Source organism: Flavobacterium swingsii (assembly GCF_900111965.1).
Classification (GTDB): domain Bacteria; phylum Bacteroidota; class Bacteroidia; order Flavobacteriales; family Flavobacteriaceae; genus Flavobacterium; species Flavobacterium swingsii.
In genome coordinates, this window is record NZ_FOJT01000003.1 from 203378 (window position 1) to 229717 (window position 26340).

At 32.4% G+C, this 26340-nt stretch carries 27 protein-coding genes; 9 read left to right on the forward strand and 18 right to left on the reverse strand.

What is annotated here, in order from left to right:
- Nucleotides 1-145 precede the first annotated feature (145 nt).
- Nucleotides 146-1225: a DNA polymerase IV gene (gene dinB, locus BM053_RS06050; protein WP_091475164.1), complete on the reverse strand. Its 1080-nt coding sequence runs from the start codon at nt 1223-1225 to the stop codon at nt 146-148.
- Between the two features lie 337 nt (nt 1226-1562).
- Between dinB and BM053_RS06055 the strand changes: the two genes are divergently transcribed.
- The gene (locus BM053_RS06055) at nt 1563-2030 is read left to right on the forward strand and encodes a CYTH domain-containing protein (protein WP_091475167.1); all 468 of its coding nucleotides are present in this window, start codon (nt 1563-1565) and stop codon (nt 2028-2030) included.
- Between the two features lie 3 nt (nt 2031-2033).
- Here BM053_RS06055 and BM053_RS06060 read toward each other — a convergent pair whose 3' ends face one another.
- Nucleotides 2034-2516 carry a septal ring lytic transglycosylase RlpA family protein gene (locus BM053_RS06060; RefSeq protein ID WP_091475169.1) on the reverse strand — a complete coding sequence of 161 codons (483 nt, stop codon included), beginning with the start codon at nt 2514-2516 and terminating at the stop codon, nt 2034-2036.
- A gap of 85 nt (nt 2517-2601) precedes the next feature.
- Nucleotides 2602-3024, reverse strand: coding sequence for a hypothetical protein (locus tag BM053_RS06065; RefSeq protein WP_091475171.1), 423 nt, complete (start codon nt 3022-3024; stop codon nt 2602-2604).
- Between the two features lie 158 nt (nt 3025-3182).
- Between BM053_RS06065 and BM053_RS06070 the strand changes: the two genes are divergently transcribed.
- The 4 genes from BM053_RS06070 to BM053_RS06085 all read left to right on the forward strand — a co-directional run bounded on the left by BM053_RS06070 (nt 3183) and on the right by BM053_RS06085 (nt 6581).
- On the forward strand, nt 3183-3524 hold the full coding sequence (locus BM053_RS06070; protein ID WP_091475173.1) for a T9SS type A sorting domain-containing protein: 342 nt from the start codon (nt 3183-3185) through the stop codon (nt 3522-3524).
- Between the two features lie 109 nt (nt 3525-3633).
- Nucleotides 3634-4545, forward strand: coding sequence for a T9SS type A sorting domain-containing protein (locus BM053_RS06075; RefSeq protein ID WP_091475175.1), 912 nt, complete (start codon nt 3634-3636; stop codon nt 4543-4545).
- A 161-nt stretch (nt 4546-4706) separates the two neighbouring features.
- Entirely contained in the window at nt 4707-5525 is an 819-nt protein-coding gene (locus BM053_RS12145; protein WP_167357305.1) for a T9SS type A sorting domain-containing protein, read from the forward strand.
- A 75-nt stretch (nt 5526-5600) separates the two neighbouring features.
- On the forward strand, nt 5601-6581 hold the full coding sequence (locus BM053_RS06085) for a LuxE/PaaK family acyltransferase (RefSeq protein ID WP_167357306.1): 981 nt from the start codon (nt 5601-5603) through the stop codon (nt 6579-6581).
- Nucleotides 6582-6590: 9 nt separating this feature from the next.
- On the opposite strand, the gene BM053_RS06090 is transcribed toward BM053_RS06085, so the two are convergent.
- The 3 genes from BM053_RS06090 to BM053_RS06100 all read right to left on the reverse strand — a co-directional run bounded on the left by BM053_RS06090 (nt 6591) and on the right by BM053_RS06100 (nt 8552).
- Nucleotides 6591-6998, reverse strand: a complete 408-nt coding sequence (locus tag BM053_RS06090; RefSeq protein ID WP_091475179.1) for a hypothetical protein — start codon at nt 6996-6998, stop codon at nt 6591-6593.
- 13 nt (nt 6999-7011) lie between these two features.
- Nucleotides 7012-8031 carry a phenylalanine--tRNA ligase subunit alpha gene (gene pheS / locus BM053_RS06095; RefSeq protein ID WP_091475181.1) on the reverse strand — a complete coding sequence of 340 codons (1020 nt, stop codon included), beginning with the start codon at nt 8029-8031 and terminating at the stop codon, nt 7012-7014.
- A gap of 164 nt (nt 8032-8195) precedes the next feature.
- Nucleotides 8196-8552 (reverse strand): hypothetical protein, encoded by a 357-nt coding sequence (locus BM053_RS06100; RefSeq protein WP_091475183.1) that lies wholly within the window; start codon nt 8550-8552, stop codon nt 8196-8198.
- A gap of 144 nt (nt 8553-8696) precedes the next feature.
- Here BM053_RS06100 and BM053_RS06105 point away from each other — a divergent pair, with 144 nt between their 5' ends.
- Together BM053_RS06105 and BM053_RS06110 are read left to right on the forward strand one after the other, a co-directional pair.
- A complete protein-coding gene (locus BM053_RS06105; RefSeq protein WP_091475185.1) occupies nt 8697-9248 on the forward strand; it encodes a CvpA family protein in 552 nt (183 codons plus the stop codon).
- A gap of 112 nt (nt 9249-9360) precedes the next feature.
- The gene (locus BM053_RS06110) at nt 9361-11370 is read left to right on the forward strand and encodes a S9 family peptidase (RefSeq protein ID WP_091475187.1); all 2010 of its coding nucleotides are present in this window, start codon (nt 9361-9363) and stop codon (nt 11368-11370) included.
- Between the two features lie 76 nt (nt 11371-11446).
- On the opposite strand, the gene BM053_RS06115 is transcribed toward BM053_RS06110, so the two are convergent.
- The 8 genes from BM053_RS06115 to BM053_RS06150 all read right to left on the reverse strand — a co-directional run bounded on the left by BM053_RS06115 (nt 11447) and on the right by BM053_RS06150 (nt 20411).
- Nucleotides 11447-12190: a tetratricopeptide repeat protein gene (locus BM053_RS06115; RefSeq protein WP_091475189.1), complete on the reverse strand. Its 744-nt coding sequence runs from the start codon at nt 12188-12190 to the stop codon at nt 11447-11449.
- 95 nt (nt 12191-12285) lie between these two features.
- On the reverse strand, nt 12286-14070 hold the full coding sequence (locus BM053_RS06120; RefSeq protein ID WP_091475192.1) for a BatD family protein: 1785 nt from the start codon (nt 14068-14070) through the stop codon (nt 12286-12288).
- A gap of 36 nt (nt 14071-14106) precedes the next feature.
- Nucleotides 14107-14826: a tetratricopeptide repeat protein gene (locus BM053_RS06125; protein WP_091475195.1), complete on the reverse strand. Its 720-nt coding sequence runs from the start codon at nt 14824-14826 to the stop codon at nt 14107-14109.
- A gap of 1 nt (nt 14827) precedes the next feature.
- Nucleotides 14828-15874, reverse strand: coding sequence for a VWA domain-containing protein (locus tag BM053_RS06130; RefSeq protein ID WP_091475198.1), 1047 nt, complete (start codon nt 15872-15874; stop codon nt 14828-14830).
- Between the two features lie 6 nt (nt 15875-15880).
- Nucleotides 15881-16882: a vWA domain-containing protein gene (locus BM053_RS06135; protein ID WP_091475201.1), complete on the reverse strand. Its 1002-nt coding sequence runs from the start codon at nt 16880-16882 to the stop codon at nt 15881-15883.
- A 1-nt stretch (nt 16883) separates the two neighbouring features.
- On the reverse strand, nt 16884-18470 hold the full coding sequence (locus BM053_RS06140; RefSeq protein WP_091475203.1) for a hypothetical protein: 1587 nt from the start codon (nt 18468-18470) through the stop codon (nt 16884-16886).
- A 27-nt stretch (nt 18471-18497) separates the two neighbouring features.
- A complete protein-coding gene (locus tag BM053_RS06145) occupies nt 18498-19364 on the reverse strand; it encodes a DUF58 domain-containing protein (protein WP_091475205.1) in 867 nt (288 codons plus the stop codon).
- A gap of 42 nt (nt 19365-19406) precedes the next feature.
- Entirely contained in the window at nt 19407-20411 is a 1005-nt protein-coding gene (locus BM053_RS06150; RefSeq protein WP_091475207.1) for an AAA family ATPase, read from the reverse strand.
- Between the two features lie 174 nt (nt 20412-20585).
- On the opposite strand from BM053_RS06150, the gene BM053_RS06155 reads away from it, so the two are divergent.
- Complete coding sequence (locus BM053_RS06155; protein ID WP_167357307.1) at nt 20586-21734, forward strand: ATP-binding protein; 1149 nt, start codon at nt 20586-20588, stop codon at nt 21732-21734.
- A 136-nt stretch (nt 21735-21870) separates the two neighbouring features.
- On the opposite strand, the gene BM053_RS06160 is transcribed toward BM053_RS06155, so the two are convergent.
- From BM053_RS06160 to BM053_RS12150, 4 genes are all read right to left on the reverse strand, one after another.
- The gene (locus BM053_RS06160; RefSeq protein ID WP_143076467.1) at nt 21871-22194 is read right to left on the reverse strand and encodes a hypothetical protein; all 324 of its coding nucleotides are present in this window, start codon (nt 22192-22194) and stop codon (nt 21871-21873) included.
- Between the two features lie 198 nt (nt 22195-22392).
- The gene (locus tag BM053_RS06165) at nt 22393-23061 is read right to left on the reverse strand and encodes a response regulator (RefSeq protein ID WP_091475215.1); all 669 of its coding nucleotides are present in this window, start codon (nt 23059-23061) and stop codon (nt 22393-22395) included.
- 29 nt (nt 23062-23090) lie between these two features.
- The gene (locus BM053_RS06170) at nt 23091-25127 is read right to left on the reverse strand and encodes an ATP-binding protein (protein ID WP_091475216.1); all 2037 of its coding nucleotides are present in this window, start codon (nt 25125-25127) and stop codon (nt 23091-23093) included.
- A gap of 81 nt (nt 25128-25208) precedes the next feature.
- Nucleotides 25209-25364 carry a hypothetical protein gene (locus tag BM053_RS12150; protein WP_167357308.1) on the reverse strand — a complete coding sequence of 52 codons (156 nt, stop codon included), beginning with the start codon at nt 25362-25364 and terminating at the stop codon, nt 25209-25211.
- Nucleotides 25365-25570: 206 nt separating this feature from the next.
- On the opposite strand from BM053_RS12150, the gene BM053_RS06175 reads away from it, so the two are divergent.
- Nucleotides 25571-26311 carry a metallophosphoesterase gene (locus BM053_RS06175; protein ID WP_091475218.1) on the forward strand — a complete coding sequence of 247 codons (741 nt, stop codon included), beginning with the start codon at nt 25571-25573 and terminating at the stop codon, nt 26309-26311.
- Nucleotides 26312-26340 lie beyond the last annotated feature (29 nt).

Below are 26340 nucleotides of genomic sequence, written 5' to 3' on the forward strand. Positions count from 1 at the left end.
AGTATAAGATTGTTAATTATTCAAAGGTAATATAAAAAATTTTGTCAAAAAATACCTACATTTAGTTATTTTTACATCTAACTGATTTTAGTTAGACAATTATGTAAACAACTAAAAATCAAATCACTTTATTTCTGTTTTTTATTTAAAACTCAAATCGTAGTTGCACGACTACGGTTTTTTTTATTTCCGTATTCAAATTAGCGAGAGAAATTCCGAGTAATCTTACCGAATCTTTCATTCGTTCTTGGTATAATAATTCTTTGACGGTTTCAAAAATAATTCCTTTATCAGACACAAAATAAGGTAATGTTTTACTTCGGGTTTGTTGGGTAAAATCGCTGTATTTTATTTTTAATGTAATTGTTTTTCCTGATATTTTGTGTTTTTGAAGTCTTCTTTCGAGTTCAGTAGCAATTCGTTCTAATCGTTCTGCCATAAATATTTCGGAAGTAAGATTGGTATCAAAAGTATGTTCGGCAGCGACCGATTTTGTGGTTCGGTTGGGTTTTACTTCACTGTTGTGAATGCCACGCACAATCTTGTAATACTGAGCGCCACTTTTGCCAAAATGTTCTTCGAGATATTCGGACGTTTTTCTTTTTAAATCTTTTCCTGTAAAAATCCCATGTTGGTACATTTTTTCGGTGGTTACTTTCCCGATTCCGTAGAATTTTTTGATATCTAAAGCTTCCAAGAAATCTTCAATTTCTTCTGGATTGATGGTTTTTTGCCCGTTGGGTTTATTATAATCGGAAGCGATTTTTGCTACAAATTTATTGGAAGATATTCCTGCTGAAGCCGTTAGGCCAACTTCATCGAAAATACGTTTTCTGATTTCTTGTGCAATAAGTGTGGCGCTAGGATTTCCTTTTTTGTTTTGGGTAACATCTAGATACGCTTCGTCGAGCGATAAGGGTTCGACCAAATCGGTGTATTCATGAAATATTTTCTGAATTTTTTTAGAGATTTCACGATATCTGTCAAAACGCGGTGGAACAAAAATTAAATCGGGGCAATTCCGTTTGGCTTGTGCGCCGCTCATCGCGCTACGAACGCCAAATTTTCGCGCTTCGTAACTTGCTGCCGAAACGACACCTCGAACTTCGTTTCCGCCAACAGCTAATGGTTTCCCTTTTAGATCAGGATTGTCCATTTGCTCGACCGATGCATAAAATGCATCCATATCGATGTGAATTATTTTTCGCTGTGGGTTATCGGACATGGTACAAATTTAAACACAGATTTTACAAATTTTCACAAAATATAAAAAAAATAATTCTTCCAAAAAATCATTTATTTGTTTTTATATTTTAGTCCAATTATTAAAACTAATTGTCATTCCGACGAAGGAGGAATCTAATTATTGCTGATTTTTTATGAGATTCCTCCTTGGTCGGAATGACAGATGGAGTTTAAAATCATATCTTTGGTAACGAAACCCATAGCCCAGATTGCTTCGCCAGTTCGCACTTTCAGGCTCGGGTGTAATGAAAATCCTTTTGCTTTTTTCTTTAAAAAGCAAAAGATTGTAATGAATAGCTGGAAATAGCTCCTGAAAAATGATAGAAATAGAACGTAAATTTTTAGTTTTAAATAATGATTTTATCGCTTTGGCTGTTGCCAAAAACAGAATCGTGCAAGGTTATTTGAATTCTAATCCTGAGCGAACGGTTCGTGTAAGAATTAAAGCGAACAAAGGGTTTTTGACTATAAAAGGCAAAGGAAACGACTCAGGAACGACAAGGTTGGAATGGGAAAACGAAATCCCATTAGCGGAAGCCGAAAAACTATTGCCTATTTGTGAAAACGGTGTGATTGACAAAATTAGATACGAAATTCCGTCAGGAAAACACACGTATGAAGTTGATGTTTTTGCTGGAGAAAATAACGGTTTGATTATTGCGGAAATAGAACTATCTGCCGAAAATGAAAGTTTCGAAAAACCAAATTGGTTGGGTCAAGAAGTTACTGGTGATAATAAATATTACAATGCTTATTTGAGTAATAATCCTTTCGGGAGTTGGTAAAAACTATTTTTTCTTCATCACTTCGATAGTTACCGATGTTTCTCCGCCGCCTTTATTAGACGTTATTTGCATGAATGCGCGTCGGGATAAGTCTATTTCCCGGCCTCTTACAAAAGGACCTCGATCGGTTACTGTAACTATGACATGTTTTCCGTTGCGCTCATTTGTAATACGCAATATGGTTCCAAAAGCAAATTTTCTATGTGCAGCCGTGAGTTTGTTATTGTCGAAACGAGCGCCACTTGCAGTACGCTTTCCGTGAAATTTTTTAGCATAATAAGAAGCGTGGGCTTTCTTTTTGTATAGTTTATACGTGAAATCACCTTCTATAAGTAAACTATCTATTGCAATCGAATCAACCTTGACAGTGTCTTGAACTGGTCTTGTAGAAAAAGATTGTTTTTCGAATTTTTTGAACGAAAAATTAGAAATTAGTATCGCTGCTATTGTTGTGGTAATTACCAGAAAAAATTTATCTTTCATCATAATTTTAATTAATTATTATTACACACTTGTCAAATACCATACCCAAAAAGAAAAAAGTCTTAATAAATAAGACTTTTTTAAATTATTAGAACCACAATGACCACGGAATTCTACTTAATATAAGTAATAATCCCAAACCATAAAATATTGTAAATGCTTTAAATTTAGGGGTACTTTCTACTATTTTTTTATGTTTAGACCAACCTATTGTAATTAATACAATCGCTATAATATTAGTTAAGGGATGCTCTAACGAGGTTAGTCGCAAAGCCGCATTTTTCATGTCTCCAAATGCTGACAAACCCAATGGTGACAGAAAATATAATACCAACCCTACGGTAAGTTGTACGTGTGTTACTATAAGTGCAAATAATGCGATTTTCTTATCTTTTGAAGTAAATTCTCTTTTAGAAAAGAATCCCAAAATGCTGTTTGCAACCGCTACAACTAGAAGTAATAAGGCTAGATATGCCCAGCCAGAGTGAAATTTTTGAATAAATTCGTACATTTTTTTTGTTTTAGTTCAAACAAATATAAGCAAAAAAGAAGACAGATTTAAAACTTGTATAATAGAAATAGAGTACTTAAAAGTCTTAACAAATAATTGATATTTTTTTGGTACAGTATTTGAATTAATTTCATACCTTTACATTATTATACATTTCGATGAAGAAAAACTACCTTTATATTACATTTTTCAGTCTTTTGTTTTCGTTGAGCGCTTTAGCTCAAGACGGGAAGCAATCGTCATCGGCAATAAAAAACCAAGAACAACAGTTTGACAATCTAAATGTATACCCAAATCCGGTAGGAAACGGGCGTGTATATATCACCTCAAAAACTACGGAACCTAAGGATGTAGAAATTTTTGATGTGTTAGGAAAACGTGTCATGCAACTCACAATTTCGACTAAAGAATTGAATGTATCCTCACTTTCTCCAGGTGTCTATATTATAAAAATTAAAGAAGGGGAGCAACGTGCTACCAGAAAGCTAATAATCAAGTAATTGATTATTTACGAATTTTAAAATTTAATGTTTTATTTACATAAGTTTCTTTTATCTTAAAGAAATTACTTACTATCTTTGTAGTCCAAAATTTAAAAAATAGAAAAAAATGAAAAAAATTTACTTATTAGGAACTTTATTAGCTTGTACTTTGTCTTTTGGACAGGTTTTTACAGGAACTTATACTTTTGCTTCTGTTACAACTACGTCTGGTCTAACTGACCCAACTCCTGTTCCTACGGCTGCAGGTATGACATTTGGTTCTTTTTCCGCAGTGAATCCTGTTGCAACTAACTCGACTGGGACTGGTCGTTTCTCGTTTACCGACCAACCTCTTGGAGCAACTCCTTCTGATAATGTTTATGCTAATTTAGTGGGATTAATTGACCTGACAAATTATATGGAAGTTACAGTTACACCAAATGCTGGAACAACCTATAATTTAACAGGTGTTACATTTAGACACCAAAGATCAGGAACTGGAGTTAGAACGTATTCAGTTAGATCTAGTGCTGATGGTTATGCGGCTAATCTTCCAGCTTCAATAAGTCCTGCAAATACAGAGTTGTCGGTTGAAACAGGAAATATTTTCTTTAGAGTTTTAGATGCAACCACAACTGGTCAAAATGGAAGTACAATTACCTTAAGCGGGGCAAGTTTTACAGGGCTAACAACTGCAGTAACATTTAGATTTTACGGTTGGAATGCTGAAGCAACTACTGGTTCTAATAGCATTGATGATGTTGCAATTTCTGGAAATGTAACAATATTATCTAGAAACAGTTTCGATGCTATTTCAGGTCTAAAAATATACCCTAACCCAGTAAAAAACTTATTAAACATTACTTCTGATAGTTTTGAAGCAAAAACTGTAGCAATTTATAATGTATTAGGAAAAGTAGTTCTTTCTGAAAAAGTTACAAATGCGCCAGTAAATGTTGCAAATCTTGCAAAAGGTGTTTATGTAGTAAAAGTTACTGAAGAAGGTAAAACAGCTACTAGAAAATTAGTTATCGAGTAATCTTACTTAACTAAAATATTTAAAAAAAGCCTAACTAAATTTAGTTAGGCTTTTTTGTACATATAACATTGTATCGATAATTTATTACCATTAAACGAGTTTATTCTTTTACTTGTTTTATAAATTCTAATTTTAGAATTCTAAATTCTAATTAAAAAAATATGAAGAAAATCTACTTATTATTAGCACTCATCGTAGCAATGAGTACAAACGCACAAGGAATTGTATCTTGGAATTTTAATTCTAGCAATACCAATGCATCAACGGGAGTTGGAATCTTAAGTTTTGTTGGAGGAACTGGAAGTTCTTCTTATGTTAATAATGGAGGAACACAAGCATTAGCTTTTGCAGATTTTCCAGCTGTAAATGTTGGGTCAGGAACTGCGGGAATTAGGTTTGCTACGAGTACTAGTGGCTATACAGGTATAAGCGTTACTTTTGACACGTATGGTCATAACCAATCATCAAAATGGCAACAGTATGAATATACCACCAATGGTAGTACTTGGATTATTTTGAGTAACAATGCTGGCGGACTAACTTCTGGTTTCTTGCCTGTAACTTTAAACTTCCCGGCAAGTTGTGACAACAACCCAAACTTTGCTTTTAGAATTGTATCTATTTTTAATCCTAGCGGTGGTACACAATACGAACAAGTGCAAGGTGGTGGTTATAATGGGAGTAATGGAAAGTGGTATTTTGATAATGTAGCCATAACAGGAGCAACATTAAATTTAAAAAGCAACAAAGAAATTTCAGGATTAAAAATATATCCAAATCCTGCTAAAAACGTTTTAAACATTGCTTCTGATAGTTTTGAAGCAAAAACTGTAGCAATTTATAATGTTTTAGGAAAAGTAGTTCTTTCTGAAAAAGTTACAAATGCGCCAGTAAATGTTGCAAATCTTGCAAAAGGTGTTTATGTAGTAAAAGTTACTGAAGAAGGTAAAACAGCTACTAGAAAATTAGTTATCGAGTAATTCGTTTTAAAATATATTAGAAAGCTCCAATTCACGTTGGAGCTTTTTTATTTTATGTACTTTTGTAAAAAAAACTTGATTTCTTCAACCGATATATTTAGTATTTCAAATCAGAAGCAATTTGAAAAAATCGCTTTGAAAGTTTTTCGTTATCAATACGAAAACAATAGAGTGTATCATGAATTTTGCAATTACTTAAAAACCGAAGTTCATAAAGTAAAAACGATACAACAAATTCCATTCTTACCTATTCAGTTTTTTAAAAGTCATACCGTTCTTTCAAATTCAAATCCTATTGAAGCTACCTTTAGTAGTAGCGGAACCACAGGAATGATTACCAGCAAACATTTGGTTACCGATGTTTCTTTGTATGAAGACAGTTATCGCAATGCATTTTCACAGTTTTACGGAAACATAGAAGATTATGTGGTTTTGGCATTGCTTCCATCGTATTTAGAACGCGAAGGTTCTTCGCTAATTTATATGGTCGATGATTTAATAAAGCTATCAAAAAATTCGGATAGTGATTTTTATCTGCACAATCACGAAGAACTAATCCAAAAACTTATTGCTTTAGATAATGAAGGACAAAACGTAATCCTTATTGGCGTGACTTATGCTTTGTTGGATTTGATTGAAAAACAGAAATTTAATCTTAAAAATACCATTGTCATGGAAACTGGAGGTATGAAAGGCAAACGCAAAGAAATGATTCGAGAAGAATTGCACGAGCAACTTTGCGATGGTTTTGGTGTAAATGCGATACATTCTGAGTACGGAATGACAGAATTACTTTCGCAAGCTTATTCGCTCGGGAATGGTGTTTTTGAATGTCCTAATTGGATGCAAATCCTAGTTCGTGATACCGAAGACGCTTTAACTTACGTTGAAACTGGAAAAACAGGTGGCATTAATGTGATTGATTTAGCCAATATAAATTCCTGTTCCTTTATTGCAACACAGGATTTAGGGAAAGAATACGCAAATAATACGTTCGAGGTTTTAGGACGTTTCGATAATTCGGATATTCGTGGTTGTAATTTGATGGTGATGTAAAATATCGATTTACCTTACAATCACGCCATCTACAAACAAAATCGGGACTTCCTCGAGTGGATTATCGTTTGCGAAATTAGTTTTGAAAATAAATTTCTTATCGTACAAAGTGTTACCAATAAAGTAAGTTACCATAAACTCATTGTTAAGTTTGAGGACACTTTTTTCTATCATTTCGACTTTTTTTACAGAAACTGGTGGTACTTCTACAAATGCGTGGCGAAGCGACGAAGTTTTTTTCATTTCTCCATCAATAGTTCCAAAAGCTTTCGAGACTAACATGACACCATCGAGCTGAAAATCGGAATCATTTATTAGATAAATATTCCAGATTTTTTCCATAAAGTCGTCACTCCATTCTTGGATTGCGGCTAGGAAAACGTTTTCTACGGTTGGTATGTTAATGTCGGATTTCATTGTATTCTTAAATCTAAATATTTGATTTGAATTGCTCTAGGAAACGAACATCATTTTCGTAAAACATTCTGATATCGCCTATTTGATAGAGTAGCATAGCGATTCTTTCGATTCCCATTCCGAAGGCAAATCCGTTGAATTCGTCTGGTTCGATACCACAATTTTTTAAGACATTAGGATCTACCATTCCGCAACCACCTATTTCTAGCCAACCGGTTCCTTTTGTGATTCGGTAATCGGTTTCGGTTTTTAGTCCCCAATAAATATCTATTTCGGCACTTGGTTCGGTAAACGGGAAGTATGATGGGCGTAGTCGGATTTTCGATTTCCCGAACATTTCTTTGGTAAAATAAAGCAAAGTTTGCTTCATATCGGCAAAGGAAACGTCTTTGTCTATATATAATCCTTCCACTTGGTGGAAAATACAGTGAGAACGCGACGAAACGGCTTCGTTACGAAAAACGCGCCCTGGAGAAATGGTTCTTATAGGCGGTTTATTGTTTTCCATATAACGAACTTGCACCGATGAGGTATGCGTACGCAACAAAATATCTGGATTTGTTTGTATAAAAAACGTGTCTTGCATGTCACGCGCTGGATGATATTCTGGCAGGTTTAATGCGGTAAAATTATGCCAATCGTCTTCGATTTCTGGTCCTTCGGAAACGTTGAATCCTATGTTAGAAAAAATATCGATTATTTGGTTTTTTACCAATGATATTGGGTGACGAGAGCCTATTTTTATTGGTTCTGAAGGTCGTGACAAATCGCCATAGAAGCTTTTTATTTCTTCTTTGCTTTCTAATTCTTCCTGAATAGTTTTTACCTTTTCTTCGGCAATGGTTTTTAGCAAATTAATTACTTGCCCAAATTCTTTTTTCTGATCGTTTGGTACGTTTTTGAATTCGGCAAAAATATCTTTGACTAATCCTTTGCTTCCTAAGAATTTGATTCGGAATTCCTCGAGTTTTTCTTTGTTTTGTGTCGAAAAAGCTTTTGCTTCGGCAATGTATTCTTTAATCTTGTCTGTCATCGTTCAGGTAATAAAGGTGCAAATTTAATGTTTTATTTGCTTCGTGCATAATTTTTTAGACCACTGATTTTACAGATTAAACGGATTTTCACGGATTCTTTCTATGTTAAAATATAAAATCGGTACAAATCCGTTTAATCCGCGTTATCTGTGGTCAAATTTCTTTATTCGATCAATTTTTTCTCTAAAAAGTAATTTACAATAGCATCTTTCATAAGCACCGATTGTTCTCCCGCTTTTAGTGGTGGTAATTCTTCTTTTACTTTATAATGTGGCCAACCATCGCTATCGAAAAATTCGAATTCGTAGTAACCATAAGGTTCTAGCAAACGACAAATGGCAATATGCATTAGATTTAGTTTTTCGTCTTTTTTATAAGTTTGATGAAATTTCCCTAATTCTTGTACGCCAATTAGATAAATGATGGCATCTAAATCTAAATCTTCTCCTTGCGAAAACTGATCTGATAATATTTTTACAAGCTGTTCCCAGCGTTCTTTGAGTTGTATATCTCTTGACATTTGAATTTTAGATTTTAGATTTGCTTCGCCAGTTCGCTGACGCTCGTGTTAGATTTTAATTCTAAAAACAAAATTTCTTGACTGCAAAGATAGTGAGTTGTACTTGTAATAAACAATTTTGATATATTTGATAAAAATAAATTTATGGGAATTATAGATATTGTTCTTGGCGCATTATTAGTTTTCGGATTTTATAAAGGTTTCAAAAATGGACTTTTTGTAGAATTAGCTTCTTTGATTTCGTTTTTTGTCGGAATTTTTGTTGCGGTCAAATTTTCGTATATCATGAGTGATTTTTTAACAAAACTGGTTTCTTGGTCTCCTAAAACTATTCAGGTTTCGGCATTTATTCTTACTTTATTGCTTGTTGTAGTTGCTATACATTTGTTAGCTAAAGTTTTTACAGGAATTGTAAGTTTTGCTTTTTTAGGTTGGGCAAATACTTTGGCGGGAGGACTTTTTGCAACGATTAAAACCGCTTTGCTCATTGGAATTGTATTGAGCTTGTTTCAGAAAGTAAATATAAACGATATGATTGTTTCTAAAGAAACACAGGAAAATTCTCTGCTTTTTAATCCGTGTGTTAAAATTTCGGAGGCTATGCTTCCTGTTTTAACAGATTGGTTTAAGGATTTAAAATTAAAAGCTGACAGTTTTGATAAAAAAGAAGAAGGTCTATCTGAAAATGCGAAATAATTAAAATATTGATTTTTAAAATGTTACATAATTTAATTTCTAAATTATGTAACATTTTTTTTACAAAAATGTCTAACTTTACAATGCAATAACAATATAAACAAACAATTAAATGAAAAAGCTACTTTTTTTAGCATTGCTGTTTTCCACCATTTGGAATTCGAATGCGCAAACCAACCCGATTTTAGATCGAGAATTATTTTTTGGTAATCCAGAAATTACTGGAGGACAATTAAGCCCAAATGGGCAATGGATTTCATTTTTGAAAGAGTACGAAGGCATCATGAACATTTGGGTAAAAAAGTTCGATGAGCCTTTTGAAAAAGCAAAACCATTGACTGACAGTAAAAGACCAATGAGTGGTTATTTCTGGTCAGAAGACGGAAAATACATTTTGTATGTAAAAGACAAAAGCGGAGAGGAAAATATGAATATTTTTGTTGTAAATCCAATGGATGTTGCTTCATCAGGCGTGCCTGAATCTAGAAATCTTACTCCATTAAAGGATGTCACTGCAAGAATTGACTTAGTTAGTAAAAAAGATGCCGATTTACTATACGTTAGTATAAACGACAGAGATAAAGCTTGGCACGATTTGTATTCGTTAAAAATATCAACTGGGGAGTTGAAAAAAGTTTACGAAAACACAGAAAGAATTACGGGTTATAATTTTGATTGGGATGAAAAACTAAGAGTTTTAAGAAAGACTGACGAGAAAGGAAACAGCATCATGTATCAAATTAACCCAGAAAACAAATTAGAACCAATATATGATTTCTCAGTTAGTGAATCTGCTTATATTACTTCTTGGAGCAAAGACAACAAACAAGCTTATATTGTTACAAACAAAGGCGATTTAAACCTGTCAACTCTTTTCTTGTTAGATCTTGCTACTAAAAAAATGACTTTGGTGGAAAGCGACCCATTAAAAAAGGTTGATTTTGGTGGTTTATCTGTAAGTGATTTAACAAAAGAAGTGATTTCAACTTCGTATACTGACAATAAAATTAGAAGATATTGGAGAAACAAAACTTGGGAAGCGAATTATAAATTCTTAACTGCTAAATTTCCAAATAGAGAAATTGGTTTTGCTAGTGTCTCTAAAGATGAAAAGAAAATGCTAATTACAACCTATGGTGATAAATATGCCTCAGATATATATTATTTTAATACCGAAACTAAGGAATTAGTGTTTCAATACACTCCAAGACCAAAATTAAAAGAAGTAGAGCAATATTTGTCACCTATGACGCCTATTACTTATAAAAGTAGTGATGGTTTAGAAATCCCTGCTTACTTAACCGTTCCTGTTGGCAGCAAAGGAAAAAACCTTCCTGTTGTTATATTGGTTCACGGTGGACCTAAAGGACCTAGAGATAATTGGGGTTATAACTCGATAGCCCAATTTTTAGCGAATAGAGGTTATGCTGTACTGCAACCTAACTTTAGAGCTAGTGGCGGTTATGGAAAAAAATTCTTAAATGCTGGAGATTTACAATGGGGTAAATTAATGCAAGATGATATTACTTGGGGAGTAAAACACCTAATTAAAAAAGGGATAGCCGATAAAGACAAAGTAGCCATTATGGGTGGTAGTTATGGTGGCTATGCAACTCTTGCTGGTCTTGCCTTTACTCCTGATGTTTATGCTTGTGGAGTAGATATCGTGGGACCATCAAATATTTTCACCCTTTTAGAGAGTGTACCAGCTTACTGGGAATCATTCAGAGCGTCTTTATACAAAATGACCGGAGACCCAAATACAGAAGAAGGCAAAAAAAGAATTCAGGAATCTAGCCCATTATTTAGCGCACACAAAATAGTGAAGCCGTTATTAATTATTCAAGGGGCTAATGATCCAAGAGTAAAACAAGCCGAAGCGGATCAAATAGTAGTATCTCTAAGAGACAAAGGAAAACAAGTAGGTTACTTATTAGCCAATGACGAAGGACACGGTTTTCGTAAGCCTGTAAATAGCATGGCAATGTATGCAGAAACCGAAAAATTCTTAGCAGGAATTCTAGGTGGTAGATACCAAAAAGAAATGCCAGAAAATGTAGCTAAACGATTAGAAGAAATAAGAGTTGATATAGCTAAAGTTAAATACGAAGCCAAAGAATAGAATAACAACTATTTAATTCCCGTTTGATACAATCAAAAAAAATCGCTGTCATTACTAATGGCAGCGATTTTTATTTCTATTTCAATTCTTTAATAGCACTTTTCTCTATCCAACCTTGTTTTAGGTCTAAAAGCTGTATTTTTTTGTAATTATTTAAACTTTCTAAAACAAAAACTTTAGTTCCTGCATGCAATACAAAAGCATCTTGAGCTGATGATTTTGGCTCGCTTTTTACTGATGTAGTATCTGCAAAAACAATAGCTGGTCTGTCATTATTGCTTTGGTTTTTTTCGAAAAATCCTGCAAAAAAACTCATCATTGTAAACAGTAATACAAAAACCATCGAAGCAAAGAAAACTCTTTTTAGTGTTGTTGTATTCGAAAAATAATAACCTACAAAACACACTAAAAACAATACCGAAAAAACAATGGCTATCCAAGCCCAAGTGTCATAATGAAAGCTTGAAGTAAAATCTCGTATTATTTTTGCAAAACCTACTTTGGGCACTTCTATAACTTCATCGATGGTCATTTTTTGTGCAAAAGCTAAGTTGTTTTGAATTTCAGAATCGTTAGGATTTAGCAACAAAGCCTTTTCGAAATTAAAAATTGCTGGCGCAACTTTGTTTAATTTATAATAACAATTTCCTAAGTTAAAATACAATTCTGCCGATTGTTGTCCTGATTTTACAACACTTTCGTAAACGATTATCGCTTCTTGGTAATTCCCTTTTTGGTACAAATTATTTCCTTTATCGAAAGCAGTTTGCGCCCAAAATGTTTGGGTGATTAGTAGGAATATATAGAGTGTTTTTTTCATTTTGGAACGCGGATTTCACGGATTCGATAAATCGAAAACGCGGATTTTTACGGATTTTAAAAAATTATCAATTGTAAATTATTCATTATCAATTATTAAATTTGTTTTTCTAAAATTGATATTATTTCAACCGCTTTGTCATAATCTTGTTGAATCGTTACGCTTGTTGACGGCGCATATCTTGCCAATTCGCAATTTTCTGTCAAAGCTATAAAACTGCTTACAGATTCTGGACTTGCATTTCTAGACAACAGAATTTCGGTTATTTTGTCTTTGCTCATTTCTGAAGTTTCGATATGTAATTTTGCTTTCAAGAAGTTGTGCATAGCTTTTTCTAAAGCAATATAAAACGGTTCTTTATTTGCAATTTGCTTGTTGGCTTCCGATAAATATTTTTTAGCCAATTTGTTAGATAATTTAATTCTGTTTCCAACAACATCACCATCTATCGCTTCTTTTTTCTTACGAATTATCATGATTGTTGGTATTAATAAAAACGGGAAGAACAACAATCCGTAAAACAATCCCGAGCCTAAAAAGTCTGTATTTTTAATATCCGATAATACTGTTTTGAGTTTTATAAATCCGAAAGTAGCGTTTGAAGCAACTTTTGTTTTATTGGTATTATTACTTGCAACGGCATCGTTATTTGCCACTGTTGGGCCATCAAGAACTTCGATATTTATTTCTTTTGAAGTAATTGTTTTATAGGTTTTTGTTGCTAAATCGAAATACGAAAAAGTAAGCGGTTGTATAGGATAATTGCCTTTATATTGTGGAATTATAGTGTATAAATCCGAAATGCTTCCCGTCATTCCCGAAAGTGGCGTGGTTACATTTTCTTTATGCACAGGATCGTACATTTCTAACGAACTCGGCACAATAGGTTTGGGTAAAGTAAATAATTTTAGATTTCCTTTTCCAGAAACAACAACATTCAAATCGAGAGATTCGCCGTTTTTTAATTTGGTTTTTGATGGAGTAACTTTAAAATCAAAACTTCCAACTGCTCCAGTAAAATCTTCTGGTTTTCCTGCTTCGGGCAATGGTTTTACATTAATAACTTTGGCACCAGCCGATATTTTTTTATTTGAAGTAGTCATAATTGGTCTTCCAAAAAAGTCTACTTCATTTGATGGAACTTCGACTTCAACATCTAATGTTAGAGGTTCGATTTCTAATTTCCCAGATTTTTGTGGATAAAGAACTGTTTTTCTAAGAACAGCATATCGGTAATCTTCTCCTTTGAACTTTCCTTGCTGAATTTGAAGTTGTTTTACATCGATATTCTGACTCCAAAAATTATTGTATTTAGGATTGTTCGTTACTTGCCAACCGCCAACTGCCGAGCGATTGCTCACGTATATTTTGTAAACTACCGTAATTGGTTCGTTTAAATACGGATTTGGATTAGAAATTTCTGCCACCAACTGAACACCACTTTTTCCTGCATAAGCCTGAGGTTGTTGTTGCTGTTGTTGCTGATAATATGGATTGTAAGGATCTCTTTCTTCGGCAACGGCATTTCCTACTGTGATTTTTATTGGATTGGTTTTGTAAACTTGTCCGTTTATTTCGATAGAAGCTGGTTTGATTATAAAAGTTCCTTTTTTTGTAGGTGATAAATAATAAGAATAAGTTTTTTCGAATGATTTTCGACCATTAACCCAAAGGTAACTCGTTGATTGGTTTGGACCACCTATGATTTTGAATCCTTCAAAGGCTGGTGCGCTAAAATTATCACCATCATCATTCATCACAAAATCGATGCGAAGACGCTCGTTGATACCCAACGAATTTTTGCTTACTTGCGCTACGAATTGCACTTGAGCAAAAATCCCTTGACAGGTTAATAGTAATATAATAAGGTATTTCTTCATTTCTTGTTTAATCGTTTAACAGATTTTGGGCTAAATCTACCAATCTTTATCGGTTTCGACAGGTTTTCCTTTTGCTTTTTTCCCGTTTACTTTTTCTTGTGTTTTCTTTTCTTCGTTATTTACTGCATCTAACAAATTTTTCATTCTTTCCTGATTTGCACCACCTTGTTGTGGTTTTGGCTGCTCCTTTTGTTTGTCATCTTTAGGCTTTTCTTTGTCATCTTTCTTATCATCACCTTCTTTTGGCTTGTCTTTTTTGTCGTCTTTTGGTTCGTCCTTTTTGTCTTTATCTTTTTTATCGTCCTTCTTTTTGTCGTCTTTTTTAGGAGGATTGTCTTTCAGCATTTTTTTGGCTAAAGCATAATTATATCTTGTTTGCTCATCTTTTGGATTATTTCTTAGCGCATTTTTATAAGCGTCTACTGCTTTTGAATAATCTTTTTCTTTCATAAAAACATTGCCAATATTATGAAAAGCACTAAATTTTTGTTGCTTTCCTTTTGCGTTTTCTATCGCTTTCGAATAAGCATATTTTGCTTCCGTTGGTTGGTTTTGTTTATAAATAGCATTACCTAAATTATAAGAAGCGGTAGCTCTTTTTTCGTTATTTGCTTTAGAAACTCTGTAATTTGACTCTGCTGAAGCATATTCTTTTTTTACATATTCTTCGTTAGCTTGAGGCAAATCGAAATCTTTTTTCTGTGAAAATATTGATATAGAAAAAAACGACATCAATATTAAAATGATATTTTTCATATTAATCTTTCTTTTTCTCGTTAAATAAATTCAATTTTTGTACCCATTTTGTTTTTCTTTCCAATAAAAAAACGTCTAACAATAATAAGAAAAATCCAATTCCTAAAAACCATTGAAATTGCGCTTGAAAACTAGCTACTTCTGTAGCATCGAATTCTGTTTTCTGAATATTATTGAGTGATTTTTTGATAAAACTTACTGCTTCTTTCGTGTTATTTCCGTTTGTATAACCGCCTTTTGCTGCTTTCGCAATAGCTTCTAATGATTCTGGGCGCAATTTAGTAACTACAACTTCGCCCGTGCTTTTGTCTCGATGAAAACTTTCGATTACACCATTTTTCTTATTTGGAATTGGTCCGCCAGCTGTTGTTCCTACTCCAATAGTTATAATTTTCATACCTATTTTCTTGGCTTCTTCTGCGGCGCTTTCTGCTCCTTCGGAATGATCTTCTCCATCGGAAATCATAATCATTAGCTTGCTCGTGTTCGGGCTTCCTTCAAAATATTTCCCTGAAAGTTTTATAGCTTCATCAAGGTTACTTCCTTGTGACGAAACCATATCTGGAGACATACTTTGCAAGAACATTTTGGCAACATTATAATCGGTTGTAATGGGCAAAACCGGAAATGCACTTCCTGCGTAAGCAATAATTCCTATGCGGTCGCTTCCTAAATTATTGATAATTTGAGATACGACTTGCTTGCTTTTTTCTAATCTGTTTGGTGCGATATCTTCGGCTAACATACTTTTAGAAACATCAATTGCAAAAACAATATCTATTCCTTCTCGTTTTACTTTTTCGACTTTAGTCCCAATTTTTGGATTAACTAATCCTAAAATAAGCATAGATAATCCTAATAAAATAACACCAAACTTTAATGCGGGTTTAAAATTTGATTTCTCTGGACTTAATTTTTTTACTAATTCTAAATCGCCAAATTCTCTTTGTTTTTTTCTTTTCCAGAATTCAACATATAAGAAAATTGCAGCCAAAATAGGCAGTAGAAATAATAAGTATAAATATTTTGATTCGTCTAATTCGTACATCTTTTCTTAAATAAAACTTCTAAAAATGGTGTTTCGTAATATAATTTCTATCAATAATAATAATCCAGCGAGCCAAACTAATGGTCGGTATTTTTCATCATAATTAACAAATTTTAAATCTTCGACTTCGGTTTTTTCTAATTTATTTATTTCGTTATAAATATTTTCTAAACTAGAATTGTTTTGTGCTCTAAAATATTTTCCACCTGTTTTTTTGGCAATATCTTTCATGAGTTGCTCATCTATTTCTACAGGCATCATTTTATACAAAAACCCTCCGTTTGGCGCCAATGCGTAGGGGAATGGTGCGTTTCCGTTTGTTCCTATTCCGATAGAATATACTTTAATACCAAATTCTTTTGCAAATTCTGATGCTGTAACAGGCTCTATAAATCCTGCATTGTTTACACCATCGGTCATTAATATAATCACTTTACTTTTGGCTTTACTGTCTTTTAGACGATTTACAGCGGTTGCCAATCCCATTCCGATTCCTGTTCCGTCTTGCAAAACATTGTCGTATTTGATTGTGTTTATTGCATCTAACACAACTGCTTTGTCGCTAGTAACAGGCGTTTTCGTATAAGCTTCAGCGGTGTAAACTACGACTCCTATTCTGTCATTTGGACGGGCTTCAACAAAACTAGCCGCCACTTCTTTTAGCGCTTCCATTCGGTTTGGCTTAAAATCTTTGGCAAGCATACTGCTCGAAAGATCTATTGCCATTACGATATCTATCCCGTTAGTAACATTTCTTTTGTTACTCACATCGACCGTTCTTGGTCTTGACATTGCAACAATTAATGCGCTTAAGGCCAACAATCGCATGGCAAACAATACTGGTTTTAGTTTTGGTAAAACTGATTGTGATGCTTTAAAACCTTGTAATGAACTTATTTTTAATGTTGGTTTTTCTTCTTTTCGTTTGAAGAAATACCAGCCCATAGCAAATGGAAGTAGTAAAAACAACCAAAAAAATTCTGGATTTAAAAAAGTGATATTGGTCATACTAATTCGTGATTTGTAATTCGACAGAATTTAACATTCGTTCGGAAATTTTTTCTGCATTTTCGTCGCCTTCTTTGTGCGCCATCATAATTTGTTGTAATCCTCCAGATTGGCTAAATAAGAGGATTTCGTAATACATTTTGTGCCTTTTATGACTAAACGTTCCGTAACCTTTTATTCCTTTAATACCTTTATCAGTAGTGAATTCCTCTTGTTTTACAACTATGTTTTGACAATCTTGAGATTCTAATGTTTGAATCGTTCCGTTGAGCGATTCGGTTAAATCTATTTGTGTGTCTTTTTTGAATTGAATTGTTGAAACAATGATGTTAAACTCTTCGATTAAGCTTCCGTAACCAAACATTTGCATATCTTTTATGAGTGCCATCGCATCATTTGGGATTGCTTTTTTAGTATCTAAACGGGTTAATACTTTTGGCGTTTCTATCATTACCGATGGATTTCCGTAATCACTTTTTATCCAATTTCCTTCCAATAATTCGGTGGTGGAATATCCTGAAAATCCGTTTATCACATAATCGAAACCTTTTGTGGTAATCGTATAAGTTAGTAGTAAAGCTATTATTCCGGCGCATACGCCAGCAAAAGTCATCTTCTTCTTTCTTTGTTCTTTTTTAAGTTTGATTTCTTGTTGCTGTAATTCCCATTTTTTACTGTTTTCATCAACTACAACGGGAATAGATTTATCAAGTATTACAATCGTTTTTTCGATTTTTTCTCTGTCATCAGCAATTTCGAAATCAAGTGGTTTTACTTTGGCAAATTTTACTAAATCGGCTTGTTTTAAAACTTTTTCAAGACTTAATAATGTTTCTTTAGAAAGTTTCATTTTTTTCTTGGTCGATGCTGCTCTAAGTGCCAAAATAAGTTCTGATGTTGTACTTTCTTTGGCTGGAATTTCAATTGCTTCTTCGATATAATCACGAGCAATATCCGTTAGTTCCGAATAATATTCTTTGATTTCGCCTTTTTCTAACAAATGTTTTTGTTCTAATAATTGCAATAAACTCGTTGCTTTTTCGATTGGAGAATTATATACAATCACTTTTTCGGGTACTTTTCGGTATTTTTTCCAAAGGAAATAGCCTAGAAACCCTAAACCTAAAAACAATAGAAAACCTAAAAGGTATTTCCACCAATTGCCCATTGGTTTTTCTACTAAAATAATAGGTTTGATGTCATACATTTTTTGTTTTAATGTATCGACTTTGATATTAAAAACTTCCACTTTTATACTATCTGAAAAAACTGGAATTCTATCTATTAAAACTGGAATTCTTGGGATCACATATTTCCCAGAATCGAATTGTGTTAATCCATATTTTTTAATTAACTCAAATTTGTCGTTATCTTTGATGGTATCTATCGGATAAGATTCGATAACTTCTAAACTTCCGAAATTTGTTGCTTTTGGAAATACAACTTTCGAAGTTGGTTTTACTTTAGCTTTTAGTGTTAATGTAAATTGTGCACCAATTTTATTTTTAGTAGTATCGATAGATGTTTCGACTTTTTGAGCAAAAATTGAAGTCGAAATAAATAGTAATATGTATAGTTTTAATTTCATTTTAATTTGTTAAACCAGACAGGTTTTTTATCTCGATTTAAAATATCCTAATAATTTTGTAACATAACTTTCGTCGACTCTTGTGCTTACGGTTCCTGAACCGCATTTTGAAAATATGTCTTTAAAATAATTTACTTTTTCGTTATAATACTTTTCATATTCAAAACGAACACTTTTAGAATTTGTATTTATCCATTGTGTTTTACCAGTTTCGGCATCTTGCATGGCAACCAAACCTATGTTTGTCATTTTTTCTTCGCGAACATCATACACGCGAACACCAGTAATATCATGTTTTTTACCAGCAATTTTTAATGTTTTTTCGTAATCATCATCTGTAATAAAATCGGAAATCATAAAAACGATGGCTTTCTTTTTTTGTGTTCCAGACAAGAATTTTAAAGCTTGAGAAATATCTGTTTTATTGCTTTTTGGCTTAAATTCTATTAGTTCACGGATAATTCTAAGAACATGTGGTTTTCCTTTTTTAGGCGGAATATACAATTCGATTTCATCTGTAAATAAAATCAAACCTATTTTGTCGTTATTTTGAGTCGCCGAAAACGCCATTGTTGCGGCAATTTCGGTTACAATTTCGCTTTTTAGTTGATTTTTTGTTCCGAAACTTTCTGAACCAGAAATATCGACCATGAGCATCATTGTGAGTTCACGTTCTTCTTCAAAAACCTTGACATGCGCTTCGTTATATCGCGCGGTTACATTCCAATCGATAGCACGAATGTCATCGCCATATTGATATTGACGCACTTCTGAGAAAGTCATTCCGCGTCCTTTGAAAGATGTATGGTATTCGCCCGAAAAGATATGATCGCTCAATCTTCGGGTTTTAATTTCTATTTTTCTGACTTTTTTTAAGAGTTCTTTTGTATCCATTTTTTAAAGGCAACAATGTTAATTACTTTTGCTTTATTGCTTTTAAGGAACTTCTATTTCGTTTACGATTTTGTTGATAATATCGACTGAAGTTACATTTTCTGCTTCTGCTTCGTATGTAATTCCAATTCTGTGACGCAATACATCATGAACAACAGCGCGAACATCTTCTGGAATAACATAACCACGACGTTTTATAAAAGCGTAGCATTTTGCTGCATTAGCCAAATTGATACTTCCACGTGGTGATGCTCCAAAACCAATAAGTGGTTTTAAAGATTCTAATTTGTATTTTTCTGGATAACGTGTGGCAAAAATAATATCTAAAATATATTTTTCGATTTTTTCGTCCATATAAACCTCACGAACTGCTTCTTGCGCACGAACAATTTGTTCTACAGAAACAACAGGATTTACTTTTGCAAAACCACCGTTTAGATTTTGTCGAATTACCATGCGCTCGTCTTCCATTTTTGGATAATCGATAACTGTTTTAAGCATAAAACGATCGACTTGTGCTTCTGGCAAAGGATAAGTTCCTTCTTGTTCGATTGGGTTTTGTGTTGCAAGTACTAAAAATGGTCTTTCTAATTTGAAAGTAGTGTCGCCAATGGTTACTTGCTTTTCTTGCATGGCTTCCAAAAGTGCCGATTGCACTTTGGCTGGCGCACGATTTATCTCATCGGCAAGGACGAAATTTGCGAAAATGGGTCCTTTTTTTATCGAAAATTCATTCGCTTTAATATTGTAAATCATGGTTCCCACCACATCGGCAGGCAATAAATCTGGCGTGAACTGAATACGGCTAAAAGAACCTTCGATAGCTTGCGATAATGTGTTTATGGCTAAAGTTTTTGCTAAACCAGGAACGCCTTCAAGCAAAATATGCCCTTGACCTAAAAGTCCTATAAGTAAACGTTCGATCATGTGTTTTTGTCCAACAATTACTTTGTTCATTTCCATGGTGAGAAGATCTATAAAAGCACTTTCTCTTTCAATTTTTTCATTAATTGCTCTAATGTCTAAAGTTGTTGTGTTTTCTTCCATTTTTATTTTTTTAAAGCCGTGAATTTAGGGTGTATTTTATTAGTGTGCAAATTGAATTTTTTTTTGGAAGTAAGATGTTAAAAAATGGTTAAAACTTCTTTGAAACATTCAATTTTAAGGATGATTTGTGATAGTATTTGTGTATTTTTAAGAAATAAAAAAAATGTTTCTGTTTTGATAAACAAACGGCTCCTTATAAAAAACCTTTTGGCTCACAATGATGAGTGTAGTTTTTATGACAAAAAGCGTCAGTTAAACTTGCATTCTCGCGAAGGAAAAGGAAAGTTTTTGAAGCATATTTGTGCTTTATCAAACTCAAATCCTACTAATAATTCTTACATCGTTGTTGGGGTTGAAGATTCTGATAATGAGATTGTAGGTGACGATTTTTTTGATGATAGCAGGATTCAGAATTTGGTAAATGCTTTTTTAGAAAATCCACCAAAAATCCAATACGAAAATGTGCCGTTTCCTAATCTTCCAAAAGATAAAGTTGTTGGATTGGTTACTATAAAACCCAATAATAAAGTATCATTTTTTAAAAAAGGAATTCATACGATTGTTGCTAATTCTACTTTCAAACGCGTGGGAAGTAATACCGTTCCTACCGAAGATAAAATTTCTTTTTCTAAACAAAATACGGAAGCTGTAATTAGTATCGAAAATAATTCCAGAAATAGCATTGGTTATACGCTGGAAGGTGTTTTAGATTTTATAAACATTCGCCACAAAGACATGTTTAGCGATTATAAGGTTTTTAAAGAATTGTTTGTGGTTTGCTGGTCTGGAAATAAGAAAAAAGTAAAAAATGAAACCTATTTTTCTAGAGTTGATATCGAATTAATAAACGAACAAATTAAATTATTTTATTCGGCACAAGACGAAGTTTCGATAGAGTATGATGACAAACATTTTGCCATTACCGAATATATTTCTCTTGGATTGAACGACAAAACGAGTTATTATCCATTAGAAAAAGTAACTATTACCTTTTTTGATAACGGTTATTATAAGATAGAAAACAAAATGCTGTTTGAACCGCCAGAATTCAATAAAAAAATGTTGTATCATATTTATAACGCAAATTTATCTTTGATTTCAAAAATAGAAAAGGGTTTTATACTGACCGAAAGAGATAACAAAGATCTTGAGAATCTGCCATCGACACTCATGATTTGCCATCTTAACGGATTTGATGAAGCGAAGCAAAAATTAATTGATGCCAAACATTTGTTAAAACCTTATCCTCAAATTTATTTGAGTTTTAAAGAAGCTTTGCGTGTTTTAAGAAAAATGAAATACGACAATGAACCAAGAGTTTAATTGAATTGCTTAAGAAAGTGTGAATAATTTTGCCACAGATTGTATGAGATTGTAGGTTGTTTTTTTATGGGGACAAAAATGGGTAAAAAATCCTTTTAATCTGTGGCATTTTAATTTGTTTTACAAACCATAGTTATTAAATACTATTAAAATCATCTAAAAAAAAGTCTAATTCATAAATGCTTTTTATCGTGTGACATGTCATTAGAAACCATGCTAGAAAAAACGCAATAATATTAAAAAAGATAGGGGCTCCTATTTTCTTGCCATTTAGCGTATAATAACCATCTCTAACGGACATTGAAATAGTTTCAAAATCGGGTTGTTTTATTAAGTCAAGCATATAAATGATTGAGATGGCAACATTCAGAACGAACATTACAAATAGGGCAAGTGCAAACGTTGTGATTAGCAAACTATATTTAGTTTGGGTGTCTAAATTTTGAATATGTCTTATCATAATATAAAAGGTTAAGGATTAGTAATAGTCTTTATATTTGAATAAATAATTGGGATATTTTGTAAAATTAAAGCATATCCAAAAACTAATTTTACGGTTTTTCCTCACATTTTGTTAAAGTTTGTGTTCGAAAAATTTAGAGCATTAGAAACTGCTCTGAAGAAGTTTAGATGTGAATTTGTATGAAATTTTAAGAATTTATACCAAGCCTAATCTTTTGGCTTCTCTGATAATATCTTCGTCGCTTCCTTTTTTTAGATTGAAATAATAGCGAATATTTACTTTCCTTTTTTCGATAGCACTGATAGAAATGTTCAGGTAGCTTGGTAAGTTTTTTGTTTTTATACCTTGTGCTAACAAAGAGATGATTTGTCTGTTTTGCTGGTCTAAAATCTTCTTTTGAGAAAACATTTCTTTCAAATTATGATTTACCGTTGCACTATGATAAATCTCGCCTTCCATTATTTTGTCGAAGGCAGAAAGTAATTCTTCGGCACTAAAATCACTTTTTACTAACAATCCGTTTGGTTCGACACTGCTAATGATGTCATAGAGTAAAATTGCTTCTGTATGCGAAGTTAGCATTACTATTTTAGCATTAGGTAAATGAATTTTGATTAACACGGCTAAGTCTTTCCCAGATTTCATATGCATTTCCTCATAAGGAGGTAAGCTATAATCTAGAAAAACCAAGTCGAAATAAATTTTATTAGACACATTAGTGATTATTTTATAAGCACTTTCGCAATTATAAGCTGCGGTAGTTTCGATTTCTAATCCTAAATTATTGTAAGACAAAATAATCTTGTATCCTTCAATCATTGAAGGATGATCATCGACCATTAGGATTTTTAATTTCGTTTGCATAAGCTTATTAACTGTTGCTAAAATACAATTTATGTAGGGATAATCAAATTAATTTGTGTCCCTTTTCCTACATTTGATTTGATGTTTAATGTTCCATTAATCATTGTTGTTCTAGATTGAATGTTCTTTAGGCCGATTCCTGATTTTGTTTTCTTCACATTAAACCCAATTCCGTTGTCGTTTATTTCGATATAAATATGGTTTTCGTCTTTACTTATATTGGCAGTAACAATATTGGCTTTTGCATACTTGCGAATATTTTGCAATGTTTCTTGAAATATTCTGTAAAGATGCATTTTGGTTGATGTTTCGATGGTTTCCCAATTTATATCATCATCTATTTCGATATGACTATTTGTTTCTGAAATGGTTTTTAAATCATCAAACAAAGCGGTTATAATTGTTTTGAAACTGTCTTTTCCGTCAAAAATATCTTTATTTAAATCATGAGAAATGGCTCTTATTTCTTTTTCTATATTTTGAATATTGGCAATATGCAAAAGACATTTTTTTATGGTTTCTTCGTCGGTTTTTTTGCTAAGAATAAACAAATTTAGCCTTGTGCTGGTTAGTTTACTCATGATTCCGTCGTGCAATTCTTGTGCAATACGTTTTTTTTCGGTTTGTCGTCCTTCATCAATTTTGCTTTGTTGGTCTAACATTAACTGATAAATTTCTTCATTTGCTTTTCGTTGTTCTTGCTCAAATTGTAATTCTTTATTTTTAGCATGTTGCAATTTTGCGAAATATAACAACGCTATAACCAATATAAAAAACAGACTAAAACCGAGAATTATCCATCTTTGGGAGGAGATTTTTTCCTTTTCGACTTCAATATTTTTTTTCTGATTTAAAATTTCATCAGTTTCAAATTCGATTCTCGCAAATTTATCACGTGTTTTTCGTTCATTATTCTGAAGGCTATCCGTTAGTTTCATAAATCGATTATTGTAAAAAGAAACATTTTTAATATCAATTTTAGCCAATAACTCGAGCGATTTTAGTTCGTCTTCAAATATTTTATTATCGTGCGCAAGTTTTTTCGCTTCGGTACTAAATATCAAAGCTTTTGGGGTGTCATTTTCATTAAAATAATATTCCGAAAGATTTATTTTACTAGATACTATTCCGGGAATATTATTTAGACTATCTCTTATTTGTAGTGCTTTATTTAAATAAGATAAAGCCGATTTATCTTGTAATTTGAATTTAGAATAGCCTAAATTATTAACTAAATTAGCATATAACAACGGTTCTTTATTACGAAAATTTGAAAATCCTAATGCTTTTTCGAAATGATAAATAGCCTTTTGATGCTTATTTTCTTTCTGAAAAACTTTGCCTAAATAATTATAGGTTTGTGCTTTGAGCGATAAATATTGCAAATCATTTTTTAGCTGATTCGTTATTTCGTCTGCCTTATTGTAGTAAATTAAGGCTTGTTTTGTGTTGTTGCTTCCTTCGAGCGCATTTCCTAAAGTGATATAACAATCATATAATAATCGAATATCTTTCTTGTTTTTTATAGTTTTTAAAATATTTATAACTGCTGTTTCGCAACCAGAAAAATCTTTTTCATAAAATAATATATTGGCTTTGTAAAGCTTGAGTCGGTCTATATTTTCATTGTTCTTTAAATGCAAATAGGTCTTTTCAGCTTTGCTATAATAATAGTAAGCACTGTCATTAGTAAATTTATTATAGTGGTAATCACCTATATATTGTAAAGCTTTTGCCATGCCAAGTGAATCTTTACTTTCTTGCGACAAAGCATAAACTTCCCTACATGTATTTAGGTATTTTTCACTTTCATTAAGATTATAATGTCTTCCTGCTAGTTTAAAATAGTAATGTCTTGTTGTCGAATCGTTTGTTTTGTTGCTTAAAACTAATAAAACCTGATTTGCATATTTGTCCCTTTGTTTCTTATCGAGTTTGAAATTGTATGATCTAGATAATAGAGTATCTATATTGTTGTCGTTTAACTCTAATGCCTGACTTTTTTCTTTCTGATTACAGCTTAAGAAAAGACAATGAAATAATATTATAAAAATTATTTTTTTCAAACTAGACAGTCTATGATTAGTAAATAAAATCAAATTTACTATTTTTAGAATTATGATTAAGATTATTCTTATCTTTATATGTTACATTGGTTTTGGTGCTGGAATTGGCGGATCAATATCAGATCCTACTTCTGTAGTTGTTTGATTTGTTGCATTCGCTATTACTTCTTCTACCGTGCATGATGAAAATGTTAGTAATAAAGCAATAATTCCTAATGTGTAAATGATAGTTTTCATAGTTTCTGTTGTATTTGGTTAGTAATTAGTTCGTTATAATTTATTTTTAAAAACAAAGCATTCTTTTTAGCTTTATAATTTTCTCAAAATTATAACCTCTCCAGAAATAAATTTTACGGTTTTTCCTCACATTTTGTTAAAGTTTCAAAAAAATAAAAATATTTAAAATCATTTTTTTTTGTAAATTACACCTGTAATATTCAAGAATGAGAACATTAGTAATAGGCGATATACACGGAGGATTAAGGGCTTTACAGCAAATTTTAGAAAAAGCAAAAGTCACAAAAAAAGATTTATTAATTTTTCTAGGTGATTATGTAGATGGTTGGAGCGAATCGCCACAAGTTTTAGATTTTTTAATTTCTTTACAAAAAACACATTACTGTATATTTCTTCGAGGCAATCATGACGAGTTGTTGTTAGATTGGCTTGTGAACAACAATGAGAATATTAACCAAGAAATGTGGTACAAACATGGCGGAGAAGCTACGGTTTTAGCATACCAGACTGTTTCAAAAGAAGCGAAAGAAAATCATATTCAGTTCCTAAAATCTTTACAAAATTATTATTTAGATTCAGATAATAAACTGTTTGTTCACGCGGGTTTTACAAATATGAATGGCGTGCATTTTGAATATTTTCCTAAATTATTATATTGGGACAGAACGCTCTGGGAAACCGCATTGGCATTAGTCGAAAGCTTAGAAACTACTCATAAATATTATCCGAAAAGATTTACATTATATAAAGAAATTTATATTGGTCACACGCCCGTTACCAGAATTGGAGAAACAATTCCTATAAACAAAGCCAATATTTGGAATATAGATACGGGAGCAGCTTTTGCTGGTCCATTAACAATTCTTGATGCGGATACAAAAGAATTCTGGCAAAGCGAAAATTTACCTGATTTATACCCAAATGAAAATGGGAGAAATAAGATTTGATGTTTTTATTGATTTTTGTCATTGCTTTT